At 71.5% G+C, this 21,055-nt stretch carries 16 protein-coding genes; 5 read left to right on the forward strand and 11 right to left on the reverse strand.

Features of this window, described 5'->3' with window-relative positions; genetic code table 11:
- Window positions 1–7: 7 nt before the first annotated feature.
- The 5 genes from NJQ99_RS12440 to NJQ99_RS12460 are packed head-to-tail and all read left to right on the forward strand — an operon-like array spanning window position 8 to window position 5,154.
- Complete coding sequence (locus tag NJQ99_RS12440) at window positions 8–691, forward strand: phosphoribosylanthranilate isomerase (RefSeq protein ID WP_269333147.1); 684 nt, start codon at window positions 8–10, stop codon at window positions 689–691.
- Window positions 681–1,898: a tryptophan synthase subunit beta gene (gene trpB, locus NJQ99_RS12445; protein ID WP_269333148.1), complete on the forward strand. Its 1,218-nt coding sequence runs from the start codon at window positions 681–683 to the stop codon at window positions 1,896–1,898. Before NJQ99_RS12440 ends, trpB begins: the two co-directional genes overlap by 11 nt.
- Window positions 1,895–2,740: a tryptophan synthase subunit alpha gene (trpA, locus tag NJQ99_RS12450; RefSeq protein WP_269333149.1), complete on the forward strand. Its 846-nt coding sequence runs from the start codon at window positions 1,895–1,897 to the stop codon at window positions 2,738–2,740. Before trpB ends, trpA begins: the two co-directional genes overlap by 4 nt.
- Before the next feature lie 34 nt (window positions 2,741–2,774).
- Window positions 2,775–3,779 (forward strand): acetyl-CoA carboxylase, carboxyltransferase subunit beta, encoded by a 1,005-nt coding sequence (gene accD, locus NJQ99_RS12455; RefSeq protein ID WP_269333150.1) that lies wholly within the window; start codon window positions 2,775–2,777, stop codon window positions 3,777–3,779.
- A 31-nt stretch (window positions 3,780–3,810) separates the two neighbouring features.
- Window positions 3,811–5,154 carry a bifunctional folylpolyglutamate synthase/dihydrofolate synthase gene (locus NJQ99_RS12460; RefSeq protein WP_269333151.1) on the forward strand — a complete coding sequence of 448 codons (1,344 nt, stop codon included), beginning with the start codon at window positions 3,811–3,813 and terminating at the stop codon, window positions 5,152–5,154.
- Between the two features lie 19 nt (window positions 5,155–5,173).
- On the opposite strand, the gene trxA is transcribed toward NJQ99_RS12460, so the two are convergent.
- The 11 genes from trxA to NJQ99_RS12515 form a co-directional block, all read right to left on the reverse strand.
- Window positions 5,174–5,494, reverse strand: a complete 321-nt coding sequence (gene trxA / locus NJQ99_RS12465; RefSeq protein ID WP_269333152.1) for a thioredoxin TrxA — start codon at window positions 5,492–5,494, stop codon at window positions 5,174–5,176.
- Window positions 5,495–5,605: 111 nt separating this feature from the next.
- Complete coding sequence (gene addA / locus NJQ99_RS12470; RefSeq protein ID WP_269333153.1) at window positions 5,606–9,091, reverse strand: double-strand break repair helicase AddA; 3,486 nt, start codon at window positions 9,089–9,091, stop codon at window positions 5,606–5,608.
- The gene (addB, locus tag NJQ99_RS12475) at window positions 9,088–12,189 is read right to left on the reverse strand and encodes a double-strand break repair protein AddB (protein WP_269333154.1); all 3,102 of its coding nucleotides are present in this window, start codon (window positions 12,187–12,189) and stop codon (window positions 9,088–9,090) included. The genes addA and addB overlap by 4 nt, the downstream gene beginning before the upstream one ends.
- A 4-nt stretch (window positions 12,190–12,193) precedes the next feature.
- The gene (locus NJQ99_RS12480; protein WP_269333155.1) at window positions 12,194–12,904 is read right to left on the reverse strand and encodes a nucleotidyltransferase family protein; all 711 of its coding nucleotides are present in this window, start codon (window positions 12,902–12,904) and stop codon (window positions 12,194–12,196) included.
- Complete coding sequence (locus NJQ99_RS12485) at window positions 12,901–13,959, reverse strand: aminoglycoside phosphotransferase family protein (protein ID WP_269333156.1); 1,059 nt, start codon at window positions 13,957–13,959, stop codon at window positions 12,901–12,903. The genes NJQ99_RS12480 and NJQ99_RS12485 overlap by 4 nt, the downstream gene beginning before the upstream one ends.
- Window positions 13,952–14,425 (reverse strand): tRNA (adenosine(37)-N6)-threonylcarbamoyltransferase complex ATPase subunit type 1 TsaE, encoded by a 474-nt coding sequence (gene tsaE, locus NJQ99_RS12490; protein ID WP_269333157.1) that lies wholly within the window; start codon window positions 14,423–14,425, stop codon window positions 13,952–13,954. The genes NJQ99_RS12485 and tsaE overlap by 8 nt, the downstream gene beginning before the upstream one ends.
- A gap of 4 nt (window positions 14,426–14,429) precedes the next feature.
- The gene (locus tag NJQ99_RS12495; RefSeq protein ID WP_269333158.1) at window positions 14,430–16,925 is read right to left on the reverse strand and encodes a sensor histidine kinase; all 2,496 of its coding nucleotides are present in this window, start codon (window positions 16,923–16,925) and stop codon (window positions 14,430–14,432) included.
- Between the two features lie 100 nt (window positions 16,926–17,025).
- Window positions 17,026–18,423: an adenosylhomocysteinase gene (gene ahcY / locus NJQ99_RS12500; RefSeq protein ID WP_269333159.1), complete on the reverse strand. Its 1,398-nt coding sequence runs from the start codon at window positions 18,421–18,423 to the stop codon at window positions 17,026–17,028.
- Window positions 18,424–18,551: 128 nt separating this feature from the next.
- Entirely contained in the window at window positions 18,552–20,318 is a 1,767-nt protein-coding gene (ptsP, locus tag NJQ99_RS12505; protein ID WP_269333160.1) for a phosphoenolpyruvate--protein phosphotransferase, read from the reverse strand.
- Window positions 20,319–20,341: 23 nt separating this feature from the next.
- Window positions 20,342–20,647, reverse strand: a complete 306-nt coding sequence (locus tag NJQ99_RS12510) for an HPr family phosphocarrier protein (protein ID WP_269333161.1) — start codon at window positions 20,645–20,647, stop codon at window positions 20,342–20,344.
- Complete coding sequence (locus NJQ99_RS12515; RefSeq protein WP_269333162.1) at window positions 20,644–21,054, reverse strand: PTS sugar transporter subunit IIA; 411 nt, start codon at window positions 21,052–21,054, stop codon at window positions 20,644–20,646. Before NJQ99_RS12515 ends, NJQ99_RS12510 begins: the two co-directional genes overlap by 4 nt.
- Between the last annotated feature and the right edge of the window lies 1 nt (window position 21,055).

A 21,055-nucleotide genomic window follows, 5' to 3' on the forward strand; every position in this document is an offset into this window, starting at 1 on the left:
TGCGGCCATGAGCAAGGCCACCGACATCAAGGTCAAGATCTGCGGCATCCGCACGCCCGCGGCGCTGGCCGCCGCGGCGGAGGGCGGGGCGGCGTTCGTGGGCTTCGTGTTCCATCCTGCAAGCCCGCGTCACCTCGCGGTGGAGGAGGCGCGCACTCTCGCGGCCGAGGCGCCGGCGGGGCTCGCCAAGGTCGGCCTGTTCGTCGATCCGGACGATGCCGCGCTGGACGCTGTGCTCTCCCGCGTGCCGCTCGACATCCTCCAGCTGCACGGGGCGGAGAGCCCGGCGCGGGTGGCGGAAATAAAGGCGCGCACGGGCCTGCCCGCGATCAAGGCGCTGGGCGTCGCGACGGCGGATGACCTCGCCCGCGCGCGCGATTTCGCGGGCGTGGCCGACATGTTCCTGTTCGACGCCAAGCCCGCGCCCGATGCGGCGGTTCCGGGCGGCACGGGGCTGGCCTTCGACTGGACACTGCTCGCCGGCTTGCGCACGCGCACGCCCTGGTTCCTCGCTGGCGGCCTGACGCCGCAGAACGTGGCGGAAGCCATTGACAGGACCGGCGCGCGAATGGTCGATGTTTCCTCCGGCGTGGAGCGGTCGCGGGGTTTGAAGGACCCCGCCCTGATCCATGCCTTCCTCAAGGCTGCGCGCGGGGCCCGCGCGCCCGCGGAGAATGTTCATGGGCAGTGAGAAACCGAACAGCTACCGGACCGGCCCGGACGAGTCCGGTCATTTCGGCATTTTCGGCGGCCGCTTCGTCGCCGAGACGCTGATGCCGCTCATCCTCGACCTGCAGGCGGCCTACGAGGCGGCGAAGACCGACCCCGCCTTCAAGGCCGAGATGGACGACCTGATGACGCACTATGTCGGGCGTCCCTCGCCGCTCTATTACGCCGAGCGGCTGACCGAGCACCTGGGCGGCGCCAAGATCTACCTGAAGCGCGACGAGCTGAACCACACCGGCGCGCACAAGATCAACAACGTGCTGGGGCAGATCCTGCTTGCCCGCCGCATGGGCAAGACGCGGATCATTGCCGAGACAGGCGCGGGCCAGCATGGCGTGGCGACCGCGACTGCGTGCGCGCGCTTCGGCCTGCAATGCGTCGTCTACATGGGCGAGACGGACGTGAAGCGCCAGCAGCCCAACGTTTTCCGCATGAAGCTCCTGGGGGCGGAGGTGGTGCCCGTCACCTCTGGCTCGCGCACGCTCAAGGACGCCATGAACGAGGCGCTGCGCGACTGGGTGACGAATGTCTCCGACACCTTCTATTGCATCGGCACGGTGGCGGGGCCGCATCCCTATCCGGCGATGGTGCGCGACTTCCAGTCCGTGATCGGGCAGGAGACGCGCGAGCAGATGCAGGCGCGCGAAGGCCGCCTGCCCGACAGCCTGGTGGCCTGCATCGGCGGCGGGTCGAACGCGATGGGCCTGTTCCATCCGTTCCTCGACGACGCGAGCGTGGAAATCTACGGGGTCGAGGCCGCGGGCCTCGGCATCGAGACGGGCCAGCACGCCGCCTCGCTCACTGGCGGACGCCCGGGCGTGCTGCACGGCAACCGCACCTATCTGCTGATGGACGACGACGGCCAGATCACCGAGGCGCACTCGATCTCGGCGGGCCTCGACTATCCGGGCATCGGGCCGGAACATTCTTGGCTGAAGGACGTGGGCCGCGTGCAATATCTCTCGGCGACGGACCGGGAGGCGCTCGACGCCTTCCAGCTCTGCTGCCGGCTGGAGGGGATCATCCCAGCGCTCGAGCCCTCGCACGCGCTCGCCAAGGTGATCGAACTGGCGCCCCGCAAGCCAAAGGATCACCTGATGGTCATGAACATGTGCGGCCGGGGCGACAAGGACATCTTCACCGTCGCCGAAGCGCTGGGAGTGGACCTGTGACGTTCGAGACGCGCATCGGGCGGCGCTTCGCCCAATTGAAGGAAGAGGGGCGCGCGGCGCTCGTGACCTTCGTGACGGCGGGCGATCCGGACCGCGACACCTCCATGGCCATCGTCAAGGGCCTGCCCGCGGCGGGTGCCGACGTGATCGAGCTGGGGGTGCCCTTCACCGACCCGATGGCAGACGGCCCCTCGATCCAGGCAGCGGGCCTGCGCGCGCTCAAGGCCGGGCAGACGCTGAAGCGCACGCTCGCCATGGTGCGGGAGTTCCGGGAGGGCGACGGCGAGACGCCGCTCATCCTCATGGGCTACTACAACCCGATCTATGTCTACGGGGTCGAGGCGTTCCTGAAGGACGCGAAGGACGCTGGCGTCGACGGGCTGATCGTCGTCGACCTGCCGCCGGAGGAGGATGCGGAGCTGTGTATCCCTTCGCGCGCGGCGGGGATCGACTTCATCCGCCTCGCGACGCCCACGACCGACGACAGGCGCCTGCCCAAGGTGCTCACCAACACCGGCGGTTTCCTCTATTATGTCTCGATGACGGGAATCACCGGGTCAAAGTCGGCCGATTCCGGCGCGGTGGGCCGCGAGGTCGCGCGCATCAAGCGGCACACGGACCTTCCCGTCGCGGTCGGCTTCGGCATCAAGACGCCCGAGGCGGCGGCAGCCATTGCGGAGGTTGCCGACGGTGCGGTTGTCGGCTCTGCCATCGTCGACGTGATCGCCCGCGGGCTCGATGCCGACGGCAAGGCGAAGCCCGGCCTGGTGGAGGAGGCGCTGGACTTCGTGGCGCGGCTGGCCGATGGCGTGCGCGGCGCGCGCAGCCGGGCGGCGGAATAGGGATCTCCCCGGGGCGAGAGCGGAGACGGAACGCATGAACTGGCTCACCGACTATGTCCGGCCGAAGATCAAGCAGGTCTTCCGCACGCGCGAGATGCCGGAGAATCTCTGGCAGAAGTGCGACTCCTGCGGCCAGATGATCTTCCACCGCGATTTCGAGGCGCAGCTTCACGTCTGCGACAATTGCGGCCACCACATGAAGATCGGGCCGGATGCGCGGTTCCGGGCGCTGCTCGACGAAGGGACGATGGCCGCCGTCGAGGTGCCGGAGCCGATCGCCGACCCGCTGAAGTTCCGCGACACCAAGCGCTACACCGACCGGCTGAAGGATGCGCGCTCGAAAACCGGGTTCAAGGACGCCGCAACCGTGGTCGAGGGGCAAATGGCGGGCGTGCCCGTCGTGCTCGCGGCCCATGCCTTCGACTTCATGGGCGGGTCGATGGGGATGGCGGTCGGAAATGCGCTGCTCGCGGCGGCGGAACGCGCCGTGGCGCTCGGCGCGCCGCTCATCGCCTTCCCGGCGGCAGGCGGTGCGCGGATGCAGGAGGGAATCCTCTCGCTGATGCAGATGCCGCGCACGACCGTCGCGGTGGAGATGCTGCGCGAGGCGGGTCTGCCCTTCATCGTTGTGCTCACCGACCCGACGACGGGCGGCGTGACCGCGTCCTACGCCATGCTGGGCGACATCCAGATCGCGGAGCCGGGCGCGCTCATCTGTTTCGCCGGTCCCCGCGTGATCGAGCAGACGATCCGCGAGAAGCTGCCTGAAGGGTTCCAGCGCGCGGAGTACCTGCTCGACCACGGCATGCTCGACATGGTGGTCGACCGCCGCCAGATGCGCGAGACACTGACCCTGGTGGTCGAGATGCTGATGCGGCCGGTGCCGCTGCCGCTGCTCGACGATGCGGAGGGGGCGGGCAAGTCCGCGGCTGGCCGCAAGCGCAAGGTTGCGGCGGAGAAGGATGCTGCCGGACCGTCCGTGGAATCGGAGGCCGCGGCGGACGCCGGCGGCGAGGCCGAGGCCCGGTCCAAGGGCTGAGCGAAGGCGGAGGGGCGGAGCCCGCGCAACCATGACCGGACCCACCGACGCGGCGCCCGCGGGCGCTGCCGCCGCCCCCGATGCGGGCGGAAGCGACCGGGTGCTTGCACGCCTCATGGCGCTGCATCCCAAGCGAATCGACCTCGTGCTCGACCGCGTGCACAGGCTGCTGGCCGCGCTTGGGCATCCGGAGCAGGCGTTGCCGCCCGTCTTCCACGTCGCGGGAACCAACGGCAAGGGTTCGGTCTGCGCGAACCTGCGCGCCATGCTGCAGGCGTCGGGCGCGCGCGTCCATGTCTACACCTCACCCCATCTCGTGCGCTTTCACGAGCGGATCCGCCTCGCGGGTGACCTGATTTCGGAGGACGCCCTGCTCGCCCTGCTGGAGGAGTGCGAGGCGGCGAACGGGGATGCGCCGATCACCTTTTTCGAGATCACGACCGCGGCGGCCTTCCTCGCCTTCTCGCGTACGCCCGCCGATGCGCTGGTGCTTGAGGTGGGGCTCGGCGGGCGTCTCGACGCGACCAACGTTGTCGACCGTCCGCTCGTGACCGTCATCACGCCCGTTTCCTACGACCACCAGGCGTTCCTGGGCGACACGCTCGCGCAGATCGCAGGCGAGAAGGCGGGGATCCTGAAGCCCGGCGTGCCCGCCGTCGTCGCGGCGCAGGAGCCGGACGCCATGCGCGCGATCGAGAAGCGCGCCCGCCAGGTCGGCGCACCTCTGACGGTGGAGGGCCGCGACTTCGAGGTACGGGAGGAGGGCGGCCGGATGGTCTACGAGGACGCCGCGGGCCTTCTCGACCTGCCGCGCCCACGCCTGCCCGGCCATCACCAGGTCTCGAACGCCGGTCTCGCCATCGCGGCCTTGCGGGCGCAGGACCGTTTCGCCCTGCCGACGCGCGCCTATGAGCGGGGGCTCGTCCGCGTCGAGTGGCCTGCCCGGCTGCAGCGGCTGACGCGCGGGCCGCTGGTGGAGACACTGACCTCCGACGACGAGGTCTGGCTCGACGGTGGGCATAACCCCGCGGCGGGCGCGGCGCTCGCGGGCGAGATGGCGGCGATGGAGGATGCCCGCCCGATGCCGCTCCATCTCGTGGTCGGCATGATCAACACCAAGGACGTGGGCGGTTTCCTTGCGCCCTTCGCAGGGCTGGCGCGCACCGTGACGGCGGTCACGATCCCGGGAGAAGAAGCCGCGGTTCCCGCCGCCGACATCGCCGCGGCGGCGCTTGCACACGGCTTCACGACGCGCACTGCCGACAGCGTGGACGACGCCCTGCGCCGCCTCGCCCGGGACGGAAACGACCCGCAAAGGGTGCTCCTCTGCGGGTCGCTCTATCTCGCCGGGCAGATCCTGCGCGCCAATTCCTGACGGCGCGCGGGGGGCAGGGTCACACCGCCCCGTCGATCCACTCCACGATCTTGCCCTTGGGCAGCGCGCCGACCTTGGTCGCTGCGACCTGGCCATCCTTGAAGATCATCATCGTCGGGATGCCGCGCACGCCATACTTGGTGGGCGTCACCGGGTTTTCGTCGATGTTGATCTTCACGACCGTCAGCTTCTCGCCCAGTTCGCCGGAAATCTCTTCCAGCGCAGGGGCGATCTGGCGGCAGGGACCGCACCATTCGGCCCAGAAATCCACGAGCACCGGCTTGCCGGATTTCAGCACATCGGCCTCGAAGCTTGCATCGGTCACCTTGGCGGTCGCCATCGGCCCTCTCCTCTCCTCATTGGGACATGGGGTTCGCAAAACCGTTCGGACCAGCGCCGCGAGGGGCGCCGTGCCCTGACGAACTAGACCTAAGCAGCCCGGTCCGGGGCGTCAAGCAAGCGGATGCGTGCCCGGCGCAAGACGGGCGAGCGCCGCGTCGAGGACGCCGTCGGCAAGCCGCATGGCGCGCGCCTCCCACGTCCAGACGAGCCAGCACGCGATCTCGCGCCCGGGATAGATCTCCCTCAGTGCGGCGCGATAGACCGCCATCTGCGCGGCATAGGCGTCGGGCACGTCCTTCACGTCTGCGGGCGGGGGGCGATTCGTCTTGTAGTCGGCGACGATGACCTGCGTGTCCGTAACCGCGAGCCGGTCGACCGTACCGCTCACCACCCGGCCGCCGAGGTCCGCAAGCACGCCTGCAAGCGGCACCTCGGCGCGGGAGCCCGGCGCGAACAGCGGTGCAAGCCCCTCTGTCGCCAGAACGCCCAGCGCCTCTTCCAGAAGCGCCCCGCGCACATCCTCATCAAGGTCGCGGGCCGCGGTGTCGAGGTAGCGCCGGCCGGCCGCCGCGCGGTCCGCCACGGGAAGCTCGGGCAGGGTTTCCAGCAGGCGGTGGATCAGCGTGCCCCGGCGGCGGGCGAGACGCGCCCGTTCCGGATCGACCGCGCCCGGTCCCGGTTCCTCGCCCAGTGCCGCCGACGGACTGAGTGGGCGGGTCGGCCGCGGCTCCTCCCGGGGCGGCTGCCACAGCCAGGCGGGCGCGGGCGCGGGCGTTCGGGCAGCGGTGTCCGCTGCGGCCTGCGTGCGCACGCCCCCGTCGGTCGCGTAGTGCAGCACCGGGCGCTCGATGCCGGGAACCGCCGTCTCCTGCGCCCCGAGCCGCGCAAGCCCGTCGGTCACGAGCGCGTACCAGCTTCCCTCCGGCGCCTCCGGTTCGGCGCCCTCCTTCGGCTTGCCGCCCAGCGCGCCCGCCACGATCAACTGGTCGCGCGCCCGCGTCAGCGCGACGTAAAGCAGGCGGCGTTCCTCCCGCGCGATCTCCTTCTCTCGCCGTCCGCGTGCCTCCGCCACCGCGTCGGCATCGCTGTCCTTGCCGAGGCCCCAGACGGTCGCATTCAGGTCTGCATCGTGAAAGAGACCCGAGGTCTTCGACCCGTCGCTGGGCTTCGCCGTCGTGTCCGGCAGGATGACGATGTTGGCCTCGAGCCCCTTCGCCCCGTGCACGGTCATGATGCGCACGGCGTCGGCCTGTTGCTCCATCTCGCGCTTCACCTCGTGCGCCGAGCGGCGGATCCAGTGCAGGAAGGCCTGAAGCGCCGGCGTGCCCGTCCGCTCGAAATCCAGCGCCTGTGCCAGCAGCTCGTCGACCGGATCGTGGATCTCCGGGCCCAGCCGGGCGGCAAGGCGCGTGCGCCCGCCCTCCGCCTCGAGCAGCCAGGAAAAGAACTCGAACGGCGCGGTGAAGTCCGCCCGCGCGCGGGCCCGGGCGAGCAGGCCGTGCGCCGCCGCGATCCCTGGCGCGGCATCCGGTGCTGCCGCTGCCGTCTCCAGCGCGTGCCAGAGCGTGCCCGTCCGTTTCGGCGCGAGCGCGATCAGGTGGTCGTCCGACAGGCCGCACAGCGGCGTCTTGAGCGCGGTCGCAAGCGCCAGGTCGTTCTCTGGCAGCAGCGCCACCTCGGCCACGGCCAGCAGGTCCATCACGGAGATCTGCTCGGTCAGCATCATGCGGTCGGTACCCGCCACGGGCACGCCCAGCGTCTTCAGTTCGCGGGCGAGCGCGCGGGCGAGCGCGTCGCGCTTTCGCACGAGGATGAGGATATCGCCGGGGCGCGCGTCGCGCTGCAGCGCCTCGATCCGTCTCGGCGCGAGACCCGACAGCCAGCCCGTGACCTGCTCGGCGATCAGGCGGGCGAGCCTCAGCCTGCCGCTCGCGGGCGAGGGGCGGTCGACCTCGGTCCACCAGGCATCCGGCTTGTCCTCCACGTCGCTCGCCAGCAGGGGCCACAGCTCGACGGAGCCCGGCTCGCCCTCCCGATAGGCGCGGTGGGCAATGGCGTCGTCCCCGTCGAAGACCAGGCCGTCGCGCGCTGCCGGATCGGCGAAGACCGCGTCCACGGCGTGCAGGACGGCGGGAACGGTGCGGAAGGAGGTGTCGAGCCGAGGCTCGGCCCAGCGCGCGCCGCCGGCGCGTGCAGCGCCGCGGAACGTCTCGCGCGTGGCCGCCACGGCGCCGGGATCGGCCCCCTGGAAGCTGTAGATCGACTGCTTCTCGTCGCCCACGGCGAAGAGGGTGCGGGCGACCGGCCGCGCGCCCTCGCCCGCGAAGAACTCCTCGGTCAGCGCGCCGACGATCTGCCATTGCTCGGGGGCCGTGTCCTGCGCCTCGTCGACCAGCACATGGTCGATGCCGCCGTCGAGCTTGAACAGCACCCAGGGCGTCATCCGGCCATGGACCAGCAGGTCGCGCGCCGCGTCGATCAGGTCGTCGTAGTCGAGCAGCGCGCGTGCCCGCTTGGCGATGCGGTAGCGGTCGTCGACCGCGTGCGCAACGGTCAGGATCGCGTCCATCGCCTCGAGCTGGCGCGCCGCGCGCACCCGCGCATCCGTCGCGACGACCCAGTCCTGGATTGCCTCCAGCGTGTCGGCGGCGGCGGGATCGGCCTTGAGCAGCCCCTTCGGCACAATCTTCTTGCGCGCCTCGCCCTTCTGCGTCAGGGCGAAGTCGCGGTAAGCCGCCTCGCGTGCGCCAGGCTCGTTCCCGCGCAGGGCGGCGAGCAGGCGGACGGCGCGCGGCGGAGCCTCCTTGCCCTTTTCCTGCGAGAGCTTCTCCAGCGCCTCCTGCCAGCCGTGGCGGCCGCTCTCCGCCGCGTACTCCGCGCGCGCCTGGTCTGCGGTGGTGCCGGGCGCAATGCCTAGGGTCGCGGCGAGCGCGGCAAGCTCCGCCTCCGCATCCCGCTCTCCCGTCCCGTGCCGCCGCCACAGGGTCTGCAGCGTGCGCACATGGCCGAGCAGCGTCTCGTGCGTGCAGACCTCCGACAGCCGGTCGACGGCGGCGGCGATCTCGCCCCGCTGTGCCGCGTCGAGGTGCGACAGCACGCCGTCGAACGCCTCGCCGAGCAGGGCCTTTGCGGTGCCCTCGTCGGCAACCTCGAAATGCGGGCTGAGCCCGGCCTCCAGCGGGAAGCGCTTCAACAGGCTTTCGCAGAAGGCGTGGATCGTCTGGATCTTGAGGCCTCCGGGGGTCTCCAGCGCCCGCGCGAAGAGCCGCCGCGCGTCGCGCAGCCGGTCCGCGTCGGCGGCCTCGCCCGTCAATTCCTCCAGCGCCTCGTGAAGCTGTGCATCGGGCATGGTCGCCCAGCCGCCCAGCGTGCGGAAAAGGCGCGTCGCCATCTCGCTCGCCGCGGCCTTGGTGAAGGTGAGGCAGAGCAGGCGCGCCGGCGGCGTACCCGCCAGCAGAAGCCGCGCCACCCGGTCGACCAGCACGCGCGTCTTGCCGGAGCCCGCGTTCGCCGAAACCCAGACGGACGCATCGGGCGCTGCGGCCGCGCGCTGCGGCGCGCGCACGCTCTCGCGGAATTCCGGTGTCAGGGTCATGCGACATCCTCCGCGTCGCCCGCGTCGCCCGCCGTCCATTCGCGCACGCGGGCGAGGTGGTCGTAGTCGCCCTCCGCCGCCACGCTCTGCGGCAGCAGGCGGGAGAGATAGCCCACGTCCGGATCGTCGAAGCGCGCCACGCGGTCGGCCAAGCCCGCGCGCGCCTCCGCGGCCAGTTCGGCGGCGGTTTTCGGGGGCTTTGAAGCGAGCGCGGATCGTTCGTTGCCGGCCTCGCGCCCGCCCTTCAGTTCGACATAGGTGAGCGCCGTCACCTCGCGGGGGCCGAGGCCGCCCAGTCCGCCCGCCATCAGCATTGCGGCCTCCAGCGGCAATTGCGGGCTGAGGCCGCTCGCCACCGTGCCCGGCGTCGCGCCGCTGCCGGTCTTGTAGTCGATGATCTCCGCCGTGCCGTCGGGCAGCAGGTCGATGCGGTCGGCGGTGCCGGTCAGCAGGAAGGGCCCCGCAGGCCCTTCGACTGCAAGCTCGCCCCGCACCTCGACATCGAGCGGGACCTTGCCCTTTGCGCGGCGCACCCGCTCCCAGTCGAGGAACCAGGCCGCCGCGCGGCGGAACTTGCCCCACCAGAGCGCGTGCGCGCCGGGAAAATCCTCCAGGTCGGCGAAGGCGGCGCGGCCCGCAGCCTCGAGCTGCGCTTCGGCGTCGGCGGGCAGCGGACCGTCGCCCACGGCCCGCGTGAACGCCTCGAGCGCTGCATGGAGCGCGGTGCCCCGGTCACGGGCGTCAGGCTCCGCATCGAGCGGGTCGAGGGGCGAGAGCCTCAGCACATATTGCGCATAGATCTCGTAGGGGTCCCGGATCCACCGTTCGATCCGCGTGACCGAGAGGCGGCGCGGGCGCAGATGGACGGGTGGCTTCGGTGCGGGCCGACCCGGCCCTTCGACCCGGTCCGCCCGGTCGAGCGCGGCGGCCCAGCTGCCCGCGTCATGGGCATGTGCCAGCGCCTTCAGCGCGTCCTCGCCGTTGAGACCCTGCACGAGGCTTTCGATTCGCGTCAGCCAGCGCGAGGCAACCTGCGGCTTGCCGCCCGCCTTCTCCGCGCGCGTCAGGTGCACGGTTTCGCCGCCCAGCGCCTGCGCCAGGTCGTGCGCGGCGAGGCCGAGGCGCCGTTCGGGCGGCAACAGGCCCAGCGCAGTCCGCATTCCGCGCGTGAGCCAGGGATCGGCATCCGGCACCTGCGGCCACGTCCCTTCGTTCAGCCCGCCGAGGATCAGCACGTCGGCCGTCGTCATGCGCGCTTCCGCCGCACCGAGGATCTTCAGCCGCGGATGCGTCGCCGCCCGTTGCCGCACGGACACCTGGTCCATCAGCCGGCGCAGGATCGCGCCCGTTTCGGCCCCCGTTACCGCGAGTGCGCCGTCGGGCGCGCTGGCGAGGCGGTCGAGAAGTTGCGCAGCCGCGTCGCCCGCGTCGCCGTGCCACAGCCGATCTCCCCCGGCCTGCGCGTTCGTGCGCGCAACGGCGAGCGCGGCATCCTCCAGCGCGCGCGCGATCTCCGGCAGGGGCGCGGGTCCGTCCGCGAACAGGCGCGCGAGAGGGGCAAGCGACGATTGCAGCCGCCGGAGCAGGTTGTCGGCGTCCGCGAGGTCCCGGTCGCGCACGCCGTGGGGAACCGCGCGCCGGCCGCCTTCCGCCAGCTTGCGACGCCGCGAGGTCACGATATGGCGCAGGGTGCCTAGCCCGGGGGCCGGCCGCGGCCCCCGCAGGATCGCGCGGTCGAGCGTGCGCGCCGCGCGCCGGCACGCCGCCGGATCGAGACCCAGCGCAGCAAGTGGATGTTTGAGCAGGGAGAGCAGCGCGACGGGTGCTGCCTCTTCTGCCGCCACCTCCAGGAGATGCAGCAGGAACGCGCCCGGTGCGGTCTTGCTGAGCGGCGTGCCGCCTGTGTCGTCGACCTCCACCCCCCAGCGGCGGAGCGCGGCCTGCACGCGCCGCGCCAGCATCCGGTCTGGGGTCACCAGCGCGGCGGTGCGGCCCGGCGTCTCCAGCGTCTCGCGCATGAGCACGGCGATCAGCGCCGCCTCCTCCCGCGGGCCGGGCGCGCGGTGCAGGGCAAGGCCCTTCAGAGGATCGCCCTCCGCAGGCGCGTGCGCGGCAAGTCCGCCCCAGCGGTCCGTCGACTCCGCCGGGCGCAGCGCCTCCGACACGAGCCAGCGCCGGGCGCGCGCGTCGGCGGTGTCGTGCGCCCCGCAGCCCGGCCAGCGCCGCACGTCCGCACGCGTCAGTCCCAGCTCGTCCAGCACGCGCGCCAGGCCGAACTGCGGATGATCGGGGGTGAGGGTGCGGAAGGTCTCCTCCTCCAGCGTCTCGTCCAGGCCCGGCAGTACCACCGCGCCGCCGGGAGATCGTGCGACGGCGGCGAGCAGGCGGCGCGTCGCGGGTACGCTTCCGGTCGAGCCCGCGGCGATCACCGGCCCCGGCATGCCGCCCGCCACGACACGCGCGGTCAGCGCGTCGATCGTCGCGTCGCGCACCATCGCCACGTCGCCCAGGCCCAGCGCCCGCAGCCGCTCCGGCCAGGCGGCCAGCACATGGGCGAGCAGGGTCTGCGTCGTCTCCCAATGGGCGCTCAGTTCGGCGAGCCGATCCCGCCACTCGGGTCCCACGCAGGCCGCGAGCACGGTGTCGAGGCCGTCTGCGCCCACGCCCTCCGCCGTCATCTCGTCGATCAGCCGCGCAAGGTCACCCGCCAGCGCCAGCGCGCGCGGCGCATCGAGGTCGAGGCCGTCGACCACACCGCCGTCGAGGATCAGGCGCGCCAGCAGCATCTCGCGGTGCACGGGGTCGACCGCGGGGGGCAGGTCGAGCGCCGCCGCTTCCGTCCCCGTTGGCATTTCGGCGGCCTCGGTTCCCGCATCGGCGATCGCGCGCAGGCGCGGCAGCAGCGTCAGGCGGCCGCCGCCCTCGCGCAGGAATGCCTCGCGCAGCGTGACCACCGCGCGCCGTGTCGGCACCAGCAGCGTCACGTCGGCGAGGGCCAGAGGATCGGCGCGTCCGTGCGCCCGCAGCACCTCGCGCGCGACGAGGTCCGCGAAGGGCAGCCCCGCGGGGATGGTGAAGACCGCCGGCCCGCCGGCCATCGGCTCAGGACTCCGCGATGGCGCGGGACGCCTCGTCGATCGCGTCCGGCGTGCCGACGTGCAGCCACATGGATTCGTGCCGCAGACCGTAGAGGCGCGAGGCCTCCATCGCCCGGCCCCAGACGCGGCGCATGGAGAAGGGGCCGTCGGGCGTGCCCTCGAAGGCTGCCGCGGTCAGCACCTCGACGCCCGTGAAGGCGAAGGGCGCGACCCGGTTCTCGCGCGGCCAGTCGAGGTGCCCGTCCGCCGTCATCAGGAAGTCGCCGCGCCCGGCATAGCCGGTGGACAGCACGGTCGCCGCCAGCAGCAGCAGAGCGTCCATCTTCCGCCCGTCCCAGGTATGCGCGAGGCGGGTCAGCGCCGGGACCGCGCCCTCGATCCAGGCGGAATCGGCATTAAGCACGAAGAACGGGCCGGGGCCGAGGTGCGGCAGCGCGGCCTTCACGCCCCCGCCGGTGTCGAGCAATTGCGCCCGCTCGTCGGAGACGACGATCTCGATGTCGGTGCGCCGGGCGAGATGGGCTTCCAGCATGTCGGCGAAATGGTGGACGTTGACGACGGCCCGGCGCACGCCAGCCGCCACCAGCCGGTCAAGCGCGCGGTCGATCATCGCGCGCCCGTCGAGCTCGACCAGCGCCTTCGGGCGGTCGTCGGTGAGCGGCCGCATCCGCGTTCCCAGGCCCGCGGCCAGCACCATGGCGGTTTCGAAGCTCACTTGGCCGTCTCCTTCAGATACGCCACGTCCCTTTCCCAACGCTCCCGCGGCAGCCAGCGCGCGAACCAGTGCGCCAAGGGCGCAAGCGCCGGGTGCGCGAGGTCGTGCGCCAGGTGCCCGAAGACGCGCGGCAGCAGCCCCAGATAGCGCGGCTTGCCGTCCCGCCGCCAGAGCCGGGCGAAGATGCCGACGATCTTCGCGTTGCGCTGGGCGCCAAGCACGGCATAGGAGGTCAGGAACGCCTCCCGGTCGGCCACGCCGGCCGCGTTGAGGTAGCGCGCGATCATGACGTCACCAAGACCGGGCGCGAGGTCGCGGCGCGCATCCTCCACGAGCGAAACGAGGTCGTAGGCCGCCGGTCCTGTCACCGCGTCCTGGTAGTCGATCAGGCGCACCCGGTCGAGGCCCGCCCGCTCCGGTTGCCAGATCAGGTTTTCCGCGTGATAGTCGCGCAGGCAGACGACATCCCCGCCGACCCGCACGAGGGCCAGCAGTTCCGCCCACACCGCCCGCCACTCCTCCGCGGCCTCCGCCGGGACGGCCGCTCCGGTCGCGGCTGGCATGTACCAGTCGAGCAGCAACCCCGCCTCGGCCTCCAGCCGCGCATCGTCATAAGGCGGCAGGTGCGCGGCGGCGCGCGCGTCCGCGCCCGGCGCCTGCCCGGTATGCAGGGCCGCCAGCACGTCGACCGCGGCGGCGTAGAGCGTCTCTTCGAGGTGCGGGTCGTCATCGTGCGCCAGCACGTGCGCAAAAAGCGCGTCGCCCAGGTCCTCCAGCAGCAGGAAGCCCTGCGCCTCGTCCGCCGCCAGAATCATCGGCGCGGCGAAGCCCGCCCCGCGCAACAGCGCCGTGACCCGCAGGAAGGGGCGTACGTCCTCGCCCGTCGCGGGGTCGGCATCCATCAGCATCGCGGTCGCGCCCGGCCGCGTCACGCGCGCGTAGCGGCGGAAGGAGGCATCGCCCGCCAGCGGCGCGATTCTGGCCCCGCGCCAGCCCGATGCGTCGAGAAACGCGCGCGCCGCGTGCGCCCGGTTCACCGTGCCCGTCTCAGACATGCTCCGCGATCCCCTCCAGGCGGCCATGGCCAGCGATCGTTGCCCGCCGGCCTGTAGCCTCCGCCGCGAGCGTCACGTCCACCCGGTCGTGCGGCAGGCGTGCGCCGAGCCGGTCCGGCCATTCGACCAGAACCAGCGCCTCCTCGAACGCGTCGTCGAGGCCCAGTTCGGCCAGTTCGCCGGGCTCCTCGATCCGGTAGAGGTCGACGTGCCAGATCTCCCGCGCGGGCGTCGCATAGGTCTGCACGATGGTGAAGGTCGGGCTCGGCACGTCCTCGTCGGGTGCACCGTCGGCGGCGAGCACGGCGTGCACCAGCGCGCGCGCCAGTGTCGTCTTGCCCATGCCCAGGTCGCCATGCAGAAGGACCGCCGCCCCGTCCGTCCCCGCCTTCAGCAGCGCGACAGCCAGCCGCCGGCCGAGATCGGCGGTCGCAGCCTCGCCTGCAAGGGGGAGGGAGCGGGCCATCGCCTCAGCCTTCCGCGTCCGCTTCCGCTTCCGCTTCCGCCCGAGCAAAGGCGGGCAGGCGGACGCTGACCGTGGTGCCCTTGCCGGGCGCGGACTCCAGGTCGACGCTGCCTCCGTGCAGGTCCACCACCCGGCGCACCACCGCGAGGCCGAGGCCCGCACCGTCGTCGCGGCGCCGCTGTCCTCCGCTGCGGCGGGTGCTGAAGTCGTCGAACACGCGCGCCTGCAACTCCGGATCCATGCCGATGCCGGTGTCGGTGACGGAGAACAGGATCTCGCCGCCCTCGCGCCGCGCGCCCAGATGCACGTTCTGGCCGGGCTGCGAATAGCGGATCGCGTTCGACAGGAGGTGCTGCAGGACGCGCACCAGGCGACCGCGGTCGCCGATCACCGGCGGAAGTCCGGGACCGGCAGTGCGCGTCAGCGTGACGCCGCGTGCCGCCGCCATGTCCGCCATTGCTGTTTCCGCCTCCGTCATGAGTGCGTCCGCATCGTACGCGGCGGCAGCCAGGGCCGTGTTGCCTTGCTGCAGGTCCAGGAGTTCCAGGATGTTGTCGATGAGGTCCGAGAGCCGGACCGAGGCGTCGATGATCGCGTCGAGCTGTTCGGCCTGGCGTGCGTTCACCGGCCCGAACATCTCGCGCCGCAGCACTTCCGCGAAACCGAGAACCGCGTTCAGCGGCGTGCGCAGCTGGTAGGTGACGTGCGCCATGAAGTCGGCCTTCATGCGGTCGGCAGCTTCCAGGGCGTCGGCCCGCTCCCGCAGCGCCCGCTCCACCCGCACGCTGGCGCTGACATCGGAGAAGGTCAGCAGCGTCGCACCGTCGGGCAGGGCGGCGCCCGCGCAATCGAGGATGCGTCCGTCGGCGGTCTCGATACGCGATTCGAACCGGGCCTGCGTGCCGCCGAGCGCCGTGATCCGCTCCTGCAGCGCGGGCCAGAGCGTGGCGTCCTGGCTCTTGTCGCTGCACCAGTCGGCCACGTCGACGATGTGCGGCCCACCTTGCAGCCGCTCCTCGGAGAGACCCCAGACACGCTCGAAGGCCGGGTTGAAGAGCCTGAGCCGCCCATCGGTGCCGAAGACGGCGACCGCCTCGCTCAGCGTCTCGATGGAGGCGCTGTAGATGCCGGCGAGCGCCCGGTAGCTGCGTTCGAGCGTCAGCTGGTCGGTCACGTCCTCGTAGACGAACATCAGCCCGCCCAGCGGGTGCGGCCGCGCCGTCACCCGCAGCACGCGCCCGTCGGGCAGCGTCCAGAGGTCTTCCTGCGGCTCGAGCAGCGAGGTGTAGAGGTCCAGCCGTTCCGCCTTCCAGGCGCGGAAGTCCGCCTGCTCCGGCAGGCGGCGGCGTTCGCGCAGCGCCTCGATCACGTCGGCGTTGCTCGGATGGCCCGTGAGCCAGCCGGGATCAAGCTGCCAGAGCTTCACGAAGGCCGCGTTGAAGAAGCGCAGCCGCTTGTCCGGGCCGAAGACCGCGATCGCGGTGCGCAGGCTGTCCAGTGTCTCGGCATGGGCGCGAACGTGGCGGGCAAGTTCCTGCGTCGCTTCGTGCTCTGCGGTCATGTCGCGGGCATGGCCGATGGTGCCGGATGCGTAGGGTGCCTCGACGATCTCGAAGACGCGCCGCTCGCCGCCCGCGACCACGAAATGCTCCGCCCGCTGGGGGACGCCGCTCTGCCGCGCCTTGCGGGCAAGCCGGCGCAGCGCCTGGCGGACCGCGGCCTGGCCGCCTTCGATCCCCGTGAGGGAAAACACCGTGTCGTCGCGCACGACAGCACCCGCGTCCGTCGCCTCGACCGTGCGCACATAGGCCGCGTTGACGGCGCGCAAGGCGCCGTCGGGCCCGCGTTCCCACATCGGCATGGGCACCGCGTCGAGCAATGCGCGCAGCCGCGCCGCGTCCGCCCGCGCCATTTCCCGCTCTGCCCGCAGCCGCGCCGCGATCCGCTCGGCATCCGATGGCCGCATCAGGCGCACCACGGCGAACGGACCGGCCGTCTCACCCGTGATCGCAACCTCCGCCTGGCCGTCGGCGAGCCCCGCGCGGTCCGCAAAGGGGCGCCCTTCGTCGAGCAGTGCCTCGATCTGCGCGCCGATGCGGCTGCGCATCCGGGTGTCGAGGCGGGCAAGCAGGTCGGCGCGCGACGCCAGGGCTGCGTCTTCCGAGGCGCCGAGCAGCGCCTTCACCGGACCGATCACGCGGTGCAGGCGCCCGCCGTCGAAGACGCACAATACCGTTGCGCCCGCGCCCAGCACGGTCTCCAGATCGCCCAGCGTGGCGCGCAGCCGGTCCATTTCGGCTGCCGCATCCTCAAGCGCGGTACGGGTGCGACGCCGCATGACCGCGGCCCAACCGGCGAATATGAGGGCAAGCGAGAGGGCGACCAGCGTTGCAGCATCGGCGCCCGCGAGCGGGCCGGGAGCCGCATGGGCAGGCGAGGCGGCCGCCATGCCCGCCGCCGCGGCGCCCGCACCCAGCGAACGGCGTGCGGCGCAAGCCACGGGGGCCGCACGCCGCGCGCCATCATGCCGATTGCCAGTGTCGAACCCCCGCAGAATCATGACGCAACAGTCTACAGGGGGGCGATGGCGGTTGCGACCGTCAGTAGCGGTACTCGCCGCTCTTGAACGGGCCTTGCACCGGCACGCCGATATAGTCGGCCTGCGCCTTGGTCAGCTGGGTCAGCTTCGCGCCCAGCTTCTCCAGGTGCAGCGCCGCGACCTTCTCGTCGAGATGCTTCGGCAGGACATAGACCTTGTTCTCGTACTGGCCGCCCTTGGTCCACAGCTCGATCTGCGCCAGCGTCTGGTTGGAGAACGACGCCGACATCACGAAGCTCGGATGCCCGGTCGCGTTGCCGAGGTTCACGAGGCGGCCTTCCGACAGCAGGATCATGCGCTTGTTGTCCGGGAAGGTGATCAGGTCGACCTGCGGCTTCACGTTCTTCCACTGGAAATTCTTCAGCGCCGAAACCTGGATCTCGTTGTCGAAGTGGCCGATGTTGCAGACGATCGCCATGTCCTTGAGCGCGCGCATGTGCTCGATCGTGACGATGTCCTTGTTGCCGGTCGCGGTGACCACGATGTCGGCGCGCGGGGCCGCGTCTTCCAGCGTGACGACCTCGAAGCCGTCCATCGCGGCCTGCAGGGCGCAGATCGGGTCGATCTCGGTCACGAGCACGCGCGCGCCCGCCCCGGCGAGCGACTGTGCCGAGCCCTTGCCCACGTCGCCATAGCCGCACACGACCGCGACCTTGCCTGCCATCATCACGTCGGTGCCGCGGCGGATCGCGTCGACCAGCGACTCCCGGCAGCCGTACTTGTTGTCGAACTTCGACTTGGTGACGCTGTCGTTGACGTTGATGGCGGGGAAGGGCAGTTCGCCCTTCTTCTCGAGCTGGTAGAGGCGCAGCACGCCGGTCGTCGTCTCCTCCGACACGCCGCGGATCTGCGCCTTCACCTTCGAATACCAGCCGGGGTTCTTCGCAAGGCGGGCGCGGATCGTGGCGAAGAGGCACTCCTCCTCCTCGTTGGCGGGATTGTCGAGCACGGACGGGTCGGTCTCGGCCCGCGCGCCGAGCAGCACGAGCATGGTCGCGTCGCCGCCGTCGTCGAGGATCATGTTGGCGCTCTCGCCATTGCCCCAGTCGAGGATGCGGTCGCAATAGTCCCAGTATTCCTGCAGCGTCTCGCCCTTCACGGCGAACACCGGGATCCCGGCTGCGGCGATCGCGGCGGCGGCGTGGTCCTGCGTGGAGAAGATGTTGCAGGACGCCCAGCGCACCTCCGCGCCCAGCGCAACCAGCGTCTCGATCAGAACGGCGGTCTGGATCGTCATGTGCAGCGAGCCCGCGATGCGCGCACCCTTCAGCGGCTGGGCATCGGCATATTCGGCGCGCACGGCCATCAGGCCCGGCATCTCGTGTTCGGCGATCTCGATCTCGGTACGGCCGTAATCGGCAAGCGAGATGTCCTTCACCACATAGTCGTTGGCGGTCATTGCGGCGTCTCTTTCTCTGGCGAGGGGTCCGGGGTGTCCTTGGATGGCGTCTATATCAGGCGGCAGGGACGCCGACAACCGCCGCATAAAGACATCCTTATGTCCTTGCGCGACATTGCGCCGCGCACTCACGCGCTTGCGCTGGCCTGGTCCAGAACGGCGGCGATGCGCACCGGGTCCGTTTCGGCCATCGCGGCCTGCGCCGTGGCGCGTGCATCGGCCGCGGACAGGCTGCGCACCCGCTGTTTCACGCTGAGCAGCGACTGCGCCGTCATCGACAGGTCCGTCAGGCCGAGGCCGAGCAGCAACGGCGTGAACCAGGGGTCGCCTGCGATCTCGCCGCAGATGTTGACCGGGATGCCCGCGCGCTGCGCCGCGGCGGTGGTGAACTGGATGAGCCGCAGCACGGCCGGGTTCAACGGATCGTAGAGGTCCGCCACCTGCTCGTTCGCCCGGTCGATGGCCAGCGCGTACATGGTCAGGTCGTTCGTGCCGATGGAAAAGAAATCCGCGTCCCGGGCCAGCGAGTCCGCGGCCAGTGCCGCCGCCGGCACCTCGATCATCGCGCCGAGCGGGGGCAGGGGATCGGGCACCGCGACACCGCGCTGGCGCAGCCCCGCCGCCACCTCGGCAAGTGCCGCACGCACCTGCCGCATCTCGCGGCCCGTGGTGATCATCGGCAGAAGGATGCGCACCGGCCCATGAACGGCGGCACGCAGGATCGCCGCCAGTTGCATGCGCAGCAGGTCGGGCGCGCGCAGCGACAGCCGCACAGCGCGCAGCCCGAGGGCGGGATTGGGGCAGTCGCCCAGATAGTCGGCGAGCGCGGGCAGGGCCTTCTCTCCGCCGACGTCAAGCGTTCGAATGGTGACCGGCCGGCCGTTCATCCGGCGCACGATGTCGCCCAGCAGTTCCGCCTGTTCCTCCTCTCCGGGCATGGTGGCGCGGTTGAGAAAGACGAATTCCGACCGGACCAGGCCGATTCCTTCCGCGCCATTCGACAGCGCGGCCGCAACCTCTGCCGGAAGCTCGATGTTCGCGGTGAGGGTGACGGCGACACCATCCGCCGTGACCGCGGGCTCCGAGGCGAGGCCGCGCAGCCGCCGGTCGCGGTCGCGCGCCTCCGCCCGCCGCCGTTCCACCGAGGCGCGGGTTGCCGGGTCCGGATCGATGACGACCATGCCGGCACCGTCGATCACCACCTCGTCACCCGCCCGTACCTCGTCCAGAAGCCCGTCGACGCCGAGCACCGCGGGTATGCCGAGCGCGCGCGCCATGATCGCGGTATGCCCTTGCGCGCCACCCATCTCCGCGGCGAAGCCCGCGATGCGGGCGGGGTCCATCATGGCCGCGTCGGCGGGCGTGATCTCGCGCGCGAGCAGGATCGTGCCTTCCGGCAGGTCGGTCAGGTCGCCGCCCGCCTGCGCGCCCAGCGAGGCCATGACCCGTTCGGCCGCGGCGCGGATATCGGAGATGCGGCTCGCGAGATAGGCGTCGTCCATCTCGGCATAGGCGCGCGCGAACTCCTCCAGCGTGTCCTCCAGAGCGCTTTCCGCGTTCTGCCGTCCATCGCTGATGCGCACCTCCGCCGCCCGCATCAGCCGCGAGCCGGAGACCATGGCGATCTGCACGTCGATGATCTGGGCGAGGTCCTCGACCGCGGGACCCGCACGCTCGGCCAGCCGGTCGCGGATCGCTTCCAGCTCGGCGCGGGCGCGCGAGGAGGCGTCGGCGAGGCGGGCGACCTCGCCGGTCACGTCCTCCGGTGCGAGACGGTAGCGCGGCGCCTCGATCCGGCCGCGGCGCAGGACGTGGGCGCGGCCGGACGCGATGCCCGGCGAGACGCCGAGACCGGCCAGCCGCCGCGTCGCCGTGCGGGGCCTGAGCGATGTCATGGGCACCTCCGCCTTTGCGGGTTTCAGTCCTCGTCGAAGCGGCCGTCGACCAGCGCGGCGATCGCGTCCAGCGCACCGGCGGCTTCCGGACCCTCAGCCTCGAGCTTGAGGACAGAACCCGGCCCCGCCGCCAGCATCATCAGGCCCATGATGGACGTCGCGGCGACCCGCTGCCCGTCCTTGGACACGATGACCTCGGCGTCATAGACTTCCGCGCAGCGCACGAACTTGGCCGAGGCGCGCGCGTGCAGGCCCTTGGCGTTGCGGATCGTCACCTCGCGCTCCAGCCGCTGCGCCCCGGGCGCGGGCGATGCCGCGCCCGTGCTCATGAAGTGCCTTCGCCAGCCAGGACCTGCGAGGCGACCGAGATGTACTTGCGGCCGGCGTCGCGGGCCTGTTCCACCACCTCGGCCAGTTCGCCGCTCGCGCGCGTGCTGGCGAGCTTGATGAGCATCGGCAGGTTCACGCCGGCGATCACCTCGGTCTTCGGCCGCTTCATGACCGAGATCGACAGGTTGGACGGCGTGCCCCCGAACATGTCGGTCAGCAGGATGACGCCGTCGCCCCGGTCGGCCTCCTCGATGGCCTTGAGGATGTCGTTGCGGCGCTGCTCCATGTCGTCGTCCGGGCCGATGCAGACCGAGCCGACCTGCTGCTGCGGACCAACGACATGCTCCATGGCAGAGACGAACTCGTCGGCGAGCCGTCCGTGCGTCACGAGGACCAGTCCGATCATC

Source organism: Futiania mangrovi, assembly GCF_024158125.1.
GTDB lineage: Bacteria > Pseudomonadota > Alphaproteobacteria > Futianiales > Futianiaceae > Futiania > Futiania mangrovi.